General features: G+C 68.6%; 9 protein-coding genes. 4 read left to right on the top strand and 5 right to left on the bottom strand.

Features of this window, described 5'->3' with window-relative positions; genetic code table 11:
• On the bottom strand, positions 1–1,043 hold a 1,043-nt coding region (locus DM816_RS37705), incomplete at its 3' end, for an LLM class F420-dependent oxidoreductase (RefSeq protein ID WP_117215290.1).
• 144 nt (positions 1,044–1,187) lie between these two features.
• On the opposite strand from DM816_RS37705, the gene DM816_RS37710 reads away from it, so the two are divergent.
• Positions 1,188–2,159: an aldo/keto reductase gene (locus DM816_RS37710; RefSeq protein WP_117215291.1), complete on the top strand. Its 972-nt coding sequence runs from the start codon at positions 1,188–1,190 to the stop codon at positions 2,157–2,159.
• Between the two features lie 5 nt (positions 2,160–2,164).
• A complete protein-coding gene (locus DM816_RS37715) occupies positions 2,165–2,359 on the top strand; it encodes a DUF5703 family protein (RefSeq protein WP_117215292.1) in 195 nt (64 codons plus the stop codon).
• 202 nt (positions 2,360–2,561) lie between these two features.
• Here DM816_RS37715 and DM816_RS37720 read toward each other — a convergent pair whose 3' ends face one another.
• Positions 2,562–3,209: a hypothetical protein gene (locus tag DM816_RS37720; protein ID WP_117215293.1), complete on the bottom strand. Its 648-nt coding sequence runs from the start codon at positions 3,207–3,209 to the stop codon at positions 2,562–2,564.
• A gap of 3 nt (positions 3,210–3,212) precedes the next feature.
• The gene (locus DM816_RS37725) at positions 3,213–4,508 is read right to left on the bottom strand and encodes a M20/M25/M40 family metallo-hydrolase (RefSeq protein ID WP_117215294.1); all 1,296 of its coding nucleotides are present in this window, start codon (positions 4,506–4,508) and stop codon (positions 3,213–3,215) included.
• Between the two features lie 276 nt (positions 4,509–4,784).
• Between DM816_RS37725 and DM816_RS37730 the strand changes: the two genes are divergently transcribed.
• Both DM816_RS37730 and DM816_RS37735 read left to right on the top strand, forming a co-directional pair.
• Complete coding sequence (locus tag DM816_RS37730; protein ID WP_117215295.1) at positions 4,785–5,462, top strand: DUF3159 domain-containing protein; 678 nt, start codon at positions 4,785–4,787, stop codon at positions 5,460–5,462.
• A gap of 32 nt (positions 5,463–5,494) precedes the next feature.
• Positions 5,495–5,821: a VOC family protein gene (locus DM816_RS37735; RefSeq protein ID WP_246002582.1), complete on the top strand. Its 327-nt coding sequence runs from the start codon at positions 5,495–5,497 to the stop codon at positions 5,819–5,821.
• Here DM816_RS37735 and DM816_RS37740 read toward each other — a convergent pair.
• Both DM816_RS37740 and DM816_RS37745 read right to left on the bottom strand, forming a co-directional pair.
• Positions 5,787–6,977, bottom strand: a complete 1,191-nt coding sequence (locus DM816_RS37740; RefSeq protein WP_211589024.1) for a bifunctional glycosyltransferase family 2/GtrA family protein — start codon at positions 6,975–6,977, stop codon at positions 5,787–5,789. The two genes, DM816_RS37735 and DM816_RS37740, sit on opposite strands and share 35 nt — an antisense overlap.
• Positions 6,974–8,354, bottom strand: a 1,381-nt coding sequence (locus DM816_RS37745) for a mannosyltransferase YkcB-related protein (RefSeq protein ID WP_483964171.1), incomplete at its 5' end; no start/stop codon positions are given. The genes DM816_RS37745 and DM816_RS37740, both read right to left, overlap by 4 nt.

Consider the following 8,354-nt stretch of genomic DNA (forward strand, 5'->3'; position numbering starts at 1 on the left):
CTGACCGAGATCTCGTATGCCTCCGCCACCTTACGCAGGGTGTCGCGGCCCGATTCCGCGTCCCCCGTGAACAACGTCACGGCCAGCGTGGTAACCCCGGACTCGGCGAACTCCCGCATCCGCTGCGCCACCCGATCCACCGGGCCCAGCAGCGAGGTGCGATCTATGAATTCATACGGTACCTTCGCGGCCGCGTCGCGCTGGTGTCCGGACAGATATAGCTCCTGGACCTCTCGCGCCGCCTCGCCAAAGCCCATGCGCGTGGCCAGGTCGTTGTAAAAGTTCTTCTCCCGGCTGCCCATGCCTCCTATGTAGAGGGCCGCGTACCAGCGCACGAGCTCGGCACACATCTCGGGGTCGTCGCCGATCACCACGGGCACGCTCGGCACCACATCGAAATCGGTCATATCCTTGCCCGCCCGCTCGCGACCCTTCTTCAGCGAGGCCATCGCCTCGGCCGCGAAGTCGGGCGAGTAGAACACGGCCAGCCAGCCATCGGCGATCTCCCCGGCCAGTTCGAGATTCTTCGGGCCGACCGCGGCCAGATAGATCGGAATGTCCGCGCGTGGCGGGTGGAACGACAGGCGCAGCGCCTTGCCCGGTCCGTCCGGCAGGGGCAGCGTGTAGTGCGCGCCCTCGTACGCGACCGGCTTGCGGGACAGGGCCAGCCGCACGATGTCGACGTATTCGCGGGTGCGCGCCAGCGGCTTGCCGAACCGCACGCCATGCCAGCCCTCCGACACCTGCGGCCCGGAAACGCCCAACCCCAACCGAAACCGCCCACTCGACAGCGCATCGATGGTCGCCGCGGTCATCGCGGTCGCGGCGGGCGTGCGCGCGGGGATCTGCATGACGGCCGCGCCCACGTCGATCCGCTCCGTCTGGCCCGCGAGCCAGGCCAGCACACTGGGCGAGTCGGAGCCGTACGCCTCCGCCGCCCACACGACCGAGAAGCCGAGCCGGTCGGCCTCCTGCGCGAGCGCGAGATGGTCGGTCGGCGAGGACCACGGCGTCTGGTAACCGAGATTGAGACCGAGTCGCATCCCCGCACCTTACCCGACAGTAACCCCGTAGCGGATGAAGCGTCGGTTCTCCCGGACCTCATCCATGGATCGCGATCCGACCCCGCGGACGTCCCCAGGGCGGGCGATCGTTGCCATGGGAGCGCGAAAGATACAGTCCCACATATGCAGCAGCGACCCCTCGGCCGCAGCGGGATGATGGTGTCCCGGCTGGGTCTTGGCACCATGACCTGGGGCCTGGACACCGACCCGGACGAAGCCGGAGCCCAGCTCAAGGCGTACGTCGACGCGGGCGGCACGGTGATCGACACCGCCGACGTGTACGCCGACGGCGAGTCCGAGGCCGTGCTGGGCACGCTGCTTGACGCCATGGTCCCGCGCGATGAGCTGGTCATCATCGCCAAGGCCGGCCTGCGGGCCCGGCCCGGCCGGCGGCACGACGGGTCTCGCGGCCACATGCTGCGGACATTGGATACCTCCTTGCGAAGGCTCGGAGTGTCGCACGTGGACCTGTGGCTGGTGCACGGCTGGGACTCGGACACCCCGATGGAGGAAACGCTCGCCGCGCTCGACCACGCCGTCGCGAGCGGCAAGGCCCGCTACGCGGGAGTCTCCAACTTCGCCGGGTGGCAGACCGCGCGGGCCGCGACGTGGCAGCAGGCGTGGCCCGGGCGCACGCCCGTCGTCGCGACTCAGGTCGAATATTCGTTGCTGCAGCGCGACATCGAGCACGAGGTGATACCCGCGTGCGAGGCGATGGGGATCGGGGTGCTGCCGTGGTCGCCTCTGGGGCGGGGTGTGCTCACGGGCAAGTACCGGTACGAGCGCCCGGACGACTCGCGTGCGGCGAGCCCACACTTCGAGCGGTTCGTGCTGCCCTATCTGCAGCCGCGCTGCTCGGCGATCGTCGAATCGCTTGTGACGGCGGCGCAGGGGCTCGGCATGACGCCTGCCGAGGTGGCGCTCGCGTGGGTGCGCGACCGGCCGGGCGTGACCGCGCCGATCGTCGGCGCGCGCACGACGGCGCAGCTGACGACCGCACTGCGTACCGAAAACATCACTTTGCCGATGGAGATTGCGGTCGCGCTCGATGACGTGTCGGGCACTGGCCAAATCGGCATGGAAGGTGCAGCATAGGCCGCATGGACTACGAATACGTGCCGTTGCGGTTGCCACCAGATGTCGATCGAATTACTGCGACGGCACGGCTAGCCATCCAAGCCGAGTACCACGGATGGGAGCTGGCTCGTGTCAAGCTGATGCGGGACGGCACCCGGCAGGTCCTGTTGCGGCGCATGGTCCGCAGCAACATGCTCCTCCCGGGCCTCAGCACTTAGCAGCTTGCGCGACGATAACTTCATGATCAACGCGGCCCGACGGAAGCGAGCGAGTGCGGCCGAAGCCGGCAGGCGCCGCCGTAGGCAACCGATGGCAAGCAGCGAACGCGGTCGCATGTCCGCGGTGCTGGGCCGGTGGCCGTGAACCGGCGGGTGCGGCGGCTGGAGGAAGGCCAACCGCCGCAAGCAGCGAGTGTGCGCGCTAGCTCTCGTCGTCGAAGATCTCGCCGGTCAGGTGCTCGTCGAGCCGGGCGACCAGCTTGTCGCTCGGGGTGAGCTGATAGGGCCCGTTGGCGTCGCTCTCGGCGAAGTCGTCCGGCTCCAGCGCCTTGTCGACCTCGGCCACCGTGACGATGCCGTCGAGCGGCTCCAGCTCCGGGATGTCAAGGGCCGCAAGCGATCCGTCGGACGTCTGCAGCAACTCCAGCAGCGCGTCGGCCACGGTCGTGATCGGCTCGTCCGCGCCCTCGGACGAGACCTCGAGGCGGGCCAGCTCGGCCGCCTTGATCAGCGCGGACACGCTCGGGATGTGGTAGTCGCGGCGCTGCCGCACAGACACCACCCGCGGGTGTGGATCGTCGGCCTCCTTCCCCGCCTCGACCAGCTCGGCGGCGAACTTGTCCGCCCGGTCGGGGTCGATCGCCTCAACCTCCCAGGGCAGCGGCTCACCGTAGGTCGTCGACAGCGCGTCGTCGTAGGCCACCGCCGCGTTGTTGAACTCCACGTAGGCCCGCCACACCTCATCGCTGTCGATCTCGCCCTTGGCGTCGCGCACGGCCGTTAGGTGCGCCCGCGCCGCGCTGATCATCTGCTCCAACGCGGCCTCGACGGCGGCGTGGTTGTCGCTCATGGTTTATGAACCCCTCAAGAATCGATCCAGAACCCGCACGCCGAACTGTAGTGCATCCAGTGGAACCCGCTCGTCGATGCCGTGGAACAGCGCCGAGAAGTTGAGGTCCGCGGGAAGCTTGAGTGGCGAGAAGCCGAAACACCGGATGCCGAGCCGATGAAATTGCTTGGCGTCGGTGCCCCCTGAAAGCATATATGGTACGGCGTGGGCGCCCGGGTCCTCGGCCCGCAGCGCAGCGGCCATGGCATCGACGATCGCACCGTCGAAGGTGGTCTCCAGCGCGGGCTGGCGGTGGACCGTCTCCAGCTGCATGTCGGGGCCGAGCACCGCCATCAGCTGCTCGCGGAAGAGGTCGAACTGGCCCGGCAGCGTGCGGCAGTCGATGGTCGCCGATGCCTTGCTCGGGATCACATTGTGCTTGTACCCGGCCTGCAGCCCGGTCGGGTTGACCGTGTTGCGGATGGTCGCACCCACGATCGCGGCCACCGGCCCGAGTTTGGCGATCGTGGCCTCCGGGTCGTCGGGGTCGAACTCGATGCCCAGCGCCTCGGACACCTGCTCCAAAAAGGACCGGACGGTGGGCGTGATCACAATCGGGAAGCGGTGCCGCCCGACCCGGGCGATGGCCTCGCACAGGTTCGTCACCGCGTTGTCGTCGTGCACGAACGAACCGTGCCCCGGCCTCCCGGTGGCGTGCACCTTGAGCCAGTCGATGCCCTTCTCGGCCGTCTGGATCAGGTAAAGCCGCAGGTCATTGGTGACCGAATAGGAGTACCCGCCGACCTCGCCGATCGCCTCGGTGCACCCCTCGAACAGGTGAGCGTGGTTGTCCACCAGATAGGTCGCGCCCCAGTCGCTGCCCGCCTCCTCATCGGCCGTGTAGCACAGCACGATGTCGCGCGGCGGCACGTATCCCGTGCGCTGCCACTCGCGCACCACCGCGAGCGCCATCGCATCGAAGTCTTTCATGTCTACAGCGCCGCGCCCCCACAGGAACCCGTCCTTGATCTCGCCGGAGAACGGGTGGACCGACCACTCCGACGGGTCGGCGGGCACCACGTCGAGGTGGCCGTGCACGAGCAGCGCGCCCCGCGACGGGTCGCTGCCCGCGATCCGGGCCACCACGTTGGCACGCCCCGGCGCGCTTTCGAGGACAGTGGGCTCGATGCCGACCTCTGCCAGCTTCTCCGACACATACTCGGCCGCGGCCCGTTCACCGGCGCTCGTGGCAAGATCACCCGTGTTGGTGGTGTCGATCCGGATCAGGTCGCGGCAGAGGTCGATAACCTCGGTGGTCATAGGGATCTTCTTACCAGAGCTTCACTCTCATTAAGCATTAGGCTAGGCTTACCTGATTTCAGCAGCAGGTACGGCTTCGCCTGAACGGAGCAGAACAAGTACGCAGCGGGTGAGCCCGGATCGCTCCGCGCCCGGCCACACCCGCGCAAAAGCACGGCTTCGCCTGAACGGAGCAGAACAAGTACGCAGCGGGTGAGCCCGGATCGCTCCGCGCCCGGCCACACCCGCGCAAAAGCACGGCTTCGCCTGAACGGAGCCATTTCCACGGGAGCACACGTGACCCAACGCCGGGATCCTGCGGCCGAATCGCTGTCGAGACTTTTGGGCGGGCGCCGTGCGGCCGTCGACGCGACCGTGGGTCCGATGGTGTTCGGCGCGGCGTACTTCGCCACCGGCAAGTCGATCGGCTGGGCGTGCGTGGCGGCGGTCGTCGCTTCCTTACTGATCGCGGCATGGCGCCTATCACGCGGCGACAAGCCCCGGGCCGTGCTGCTCGGGCTGCTCGGCGTCGTGGTCGGTGCGTTGATCGCGCTCTATACGGGCCAGCCCGAGAACTTCTTCGCCATCCGCCTCGCGACCAACGCCGCGAGCGCCCTCGCCTGGGCGGTCAGCATCGTCGTGCGCTGGCCCCTGCTCGGCGTGATCGTCGGCACGGTGCTCGGCCAGAAGGGGTCGTGGCGGCACGATCCCGAGCTGTTGCGCGCCTACAGCCGGGGCAGCTGGGTGTGGGTCATGCAATACGTGGTGCGCGTGGCGGTGTGGGTCCCGCTGTGGTGGGCCGGCCAGGTCGGCGCGCTCAGCGTGAGCACCATCGTGCTCACGTGGCCGCTGGTCGCCGCCTGCCTCGCCGTCAGCTGGTGGGTCATCCAGAAGACCCTGCCGGACGGGCACCCCGGAATCCGGCACCCGCGGGTTGTCGAATCGAGCGCCGGCCCATTCGTTACCAACACATGAGTGGTTACTTCAATGCCTTTCCGATCATCCATGTGAGCGACGCGCAGCGGTCACTCGCGTTCTATCGCGACCTGCTCGGGTTCGAGGTGACATTCGAGTGGCCGCCGGAGTTCTATTCGCTGGAACTCAAGGGCGGCGGGAGCCTGGCCGTGGCCCAGGTGCCCGATCCCGTCGTGGGCAGCTTCCAGCTGTGCATCTACACCGAAGACGTGGACGCGGCCGTCGCGTCTTTGCGCGACAGCGGTGTGCCCGTGCTGCAGGAGCCGGAGGATCAGCCGTGGAACGAGCGCATGGCCTATGTCGCCGACCCCGACGGGCACAGGGTCATGCTGTGTTGCTCCCGCCCCCCAGCCGTTTAGCGCCCGCCCCCGTGCGCGCCTGTCTGAACACCCAGGACCGGAACAGCACAAACCGCATCACCGTGGCCAGCAGGTTCGCCACAACCACCGCCACGATCTCGACCACCCGCGACGGGTTGTGCAGCAGCGCGAGCGACGACGAGGTGAACAGCAGGGCCAGTCCAAACACGACCAATCCCTGGGCCTGATGTCGCAGGGCGTCGGCCGTGCCGCGGATGCCGAACGTGAGGCGGCGGTTGGCGGCCGTGTTGGCGATGGCCGTCAGCAGCAGTGCGATCACGTTGGCGGCCTGTGCGCCGACGAACCCGCGCGCCAGCCAGAAGATCAGCAGGTACGCCAGCGTGCTGAACACGCCGACCGCGCCGAACCGGACCAGCTGGTGCAGCAGGCTCTTGCGCTCGGGCGGGTTGCGGCCCAGCTGCTCGCGCACCCGCTGCAGCGGGATCGCGCCGGTGAGCAGGCCCTTGGCGATGCGGGCGATGCCCTTCAGGTCGGCCATGGCCGTGCTGAGAATGTCGACGCGGCTGTCCGGATCATCGGTCCAGTCGACCGGTACCTCATGAATCCGAAGACCGGCATTTTGCGCCAGCACCAGCAGTTCGGTGTCGAAGAACCAGCCCGTGTCGCGCACCAGCGGCAGCAGGCCCTGCGCCACGTCGGCCCGGATGGCCTTGAAGCCGCACTGCGCGTCGGTGAACTGGACCGCCAGCGCCCGGCGCAGGATCAGGTTGTAGCAGCGGGAGATGAACTCGCGCTTCGGCCCGCGCACGACCCGGGCCTGGGGCGCGAGCCTGCTGCCGATCGCGAGGTCGGAGTGGCCCGTGATGAGCGGGGCCACGAGCGGCAGCAGCGCGGACAGATCGGTGGACAGGTCGACGTCCATGTAGGCCAGCACGGCAGCGTCCGAAGTGGACCAGGTGTGCGCGAGTGCTCGCCCGCGGCCCTTCTCCTCCAGCCTGACCACGCGGACGCACTCGTACTGGGCGGCCAGCTCGGCCGCGATCCGGGCCGTGCCGTCCGTGCTGGCGTTGTCGGCGATGGTGATGCGGTAGGAGTAAGGGAATTGCGCGCGCAGATGCTCGTCGAGGCGCCTGACGGACGGGCCGAGGTCGGCTTCCTCGTTGTAGACCGGAACCACCAAATCGAGGGTTGTCATTGTGGATCCAAATCGTACACGGTGACCCCGCCCACCGTCTGCGCCTTGAAATTGGCCTGCACCCATTGCGCGATCTGGCGCGGGACGGAGCTGCCACCGTTGGCCTGGAAGCCGTTGCCGCCCACGAAGTAGTGGATCCGGCCCTCGGCCACCCACTGCTGGAACTGCTCCAGCGACGGCGCGTCGTCACTCCCGTTGAACCCGCCGATCGCCATGATGGGCTTTTGCAAACTCAGCTGGTACCCGGCAGCGTTGTTCGCGCCGATGGTCGCCACCACCCAGGTGTAGTCGTCGGCACCCTGCGTAAGCAGAGTCTTCAGTTCATCGTTGGGAGCGCTGGCGTTCAGCAGCCCGCCCGCTCCGCCGCGCACCTGCATCCTGCCGCCGTTGGGCAATTGCCCCCCGTTGGGCAATTGCCCGCCGTTGGGGATGGGCCCGCCGTTGGGCAACGTGCCGCCGTCCCGCATCGCCATGCGCGGTGGCATACCGCCTGGCCCGCCCATGCGGCCACCGACCGGCGGCCCGGCTGTCACGATGGCGCCGTTGTGCGCGGTCGCCGCCGTCTGCAGCGAGAACGCCACCGGCCCGGCCAACGCGATCACGAGCGCGGCCACCGTGACCGCCTGCTTGGCCCGCAAGGGAACCCCACGCCGAGGCCCACGCCGCCGCTCGGCCACCGCCAGATGCTCGGCCACCGCAGGACCCTCGGCTCGCGCGAGACGATCGGCTTGTGCGCGCCGCAGGCGGTCGGCGAGCTGCACGGCCACCAGTCCGGCCGCCGCGACGATCCCTCCGATCAGGACCACCCAGCGCAGCCACGGCACGAACGCCGGGGCCCGGCCCAGTAACACGAACCCCCACCACGCCGTGACACCGACGGTCACACCCGTCACCGCGTGCCAGCCGCGCCGCCACATCAACACGCCACCGCCGCCCACCAGAGCACCGATCGCGGGCGCAAGCGCCACCGTGTAGTACTCGTGAATGATGCCCTGCATGTAGCTGAACACCGCCGCAGTGACCACGAGCCATCCGCCCCACACCACCAACCCGGCCCGCTGCACCGACGCCCGGGGCAGGCGTGTGGTCGCCACCAACCCACCCAAAAGCAGGATCAGCGAGGCCGGAAGCAACCACGATGCCTGCCCCGCATACGAACCCTCGAACAGTCGCAGCAGGCCGGTCTCACCCCACCGGCCGGGACCGACGCTGCCGACCTCCTCGCCCGTGAGACGGCCCAAACCGTTGTAGCCCAATGTGAGTTCCAGGACGCTGTTGTTCTGCGATCCACCCACGTACGGCCGCGACGACTCTGGCCACAGCTCCACCAACGCGACCCACCAGCCCGCCGACCCGACCATCGCCACGAACGCCGCG

This window comes from Allorhizocola rhizosphaerae (genome assembly GCF_003426775.1).
Lineage (GTDB): Bacteria > Actinomycetota > Actinomycetes > Mycobacteriales > Micromonosporaceae > Allorhizocola > Allorhizocola rhizosphaerae.

Excerpts from the sequence above, each read along its gene's own strand:
- DM816_RS37710 (WP_117215291.1), top strand. The coding sequence starts at position 1,188 with ATGCAGCAGCGACCCCTCGGCCGCAGCGGGATGATGGTGTCCCGGCTG.
- DM816_RS37715 (WP_117215292.1), top strand. The coding sequence starts at position 2,165 with ATGGACTACGAATACGTGCCGTTGCGGTTGCCACCAGATGTCGATCGA.
- DM816_RS37720 (WP_117215293.1), bottom strand. The coding sequence starts at position 3,209 with ATGAGCGACAACCACGCCGCCGTCGAGGCCGCGTTGGAGCAGATGATC.
- DM816_RS37725 (WP_117215294.1), bottom strand. The coding sequence starts at position 4,508 with ATGACCACCGAGGTTATCGACCTCTGCCGCGACCTGATCCGGATCGAC.
- DM816_RS37740 (WP_211589024.1), bottom strand. The coding sequence starts at position 6,977 with ATGACAACCCTCGATTTGGTGGTTCCGGTCTACAACGAGGAAGCCGAC.